Here is a 787-nt window from a genome sequence, read left to right as displayed (position 1 = left end):
ATGAAATTATAGCTAGCTTCTAATTGATGGTCTTTTGTTGATTATTGGTTATTTAATAAGGTTTTTTGCAGCCATAATGTTAATCCTTTGGTCAAAAACTTTTATACTCTGCATAAAAAACCCTCCTTATCAATCAAAGATAAGGAGGGTAAAAAGTAGTTGTCATTAATGCTTATTGGCAGTGTATGTTTACACTATATTCAACCTGCCTTGGTTTAAATATCGACAGACATAGCGCAAATAAACGTCCAAATAAGTTATAGCCATATAATCTTAACAAGTAAGATGATTGTTAGCACCCATACTGGTAGAGTCACTTCATTGACTTTGCCAGACATCAGCTTAACTGCGGTAAAGGTAATAAAACCAAGCGCAATGCCATCAGCGATAGAGTATGTCAGCGGCGTAAATAACAACACGACGACAACGGGTGCTGCATCTGTCAAATCCGCCCAATTGATGTCTTTTAGCGTACCTAACATCAGTACAGCGACGTAAAAGATAGCGCCAGCGGTAGCATACGCTGGAATCATACCAGCCAGCGGTGCAAAAAAAGTACTTAATAAGAACATCACTCCGACCGTTACCGCCACAAGTCCCGTACGCCCGCCTGCAGCAATACCTGCCACACTCTCAACGTAACTGGTGGTCGATGAAGTACCAAGCATCGCACCTGTCACCGTCGCTGTCGAATCTGCTAACAATGCTTTGCCCATATTAGGTATGTTACCGTCTTTATCAATCAATTTCGCTTGGCTTGTCGTCGCCACTAGCGTACCTGCGGTAT

At 41.9% G+C, this 787-nt stretch carries 1 protein-coding gene; it reads right to left on the bottom strand.

What is annotated here, in order from left to right; translation table 11 throughout:
- Window positions 1-257: 257 nt before the first annotated feature.
- The coding region (locus ACS8FD_RS19350; RefSeq protein ID WP_439277057.1) for a solute carrier family 23 protein at window positions 258-787 on the bottom strand (530 nt) is incomplete at its 5' end.

It is taken from the genome of Psychrobacter sp. 1U2 (assembly GCF_051847575.1).
This window is presented reverse-complemented; position numbering and strand designations above follow the sequence as displayed.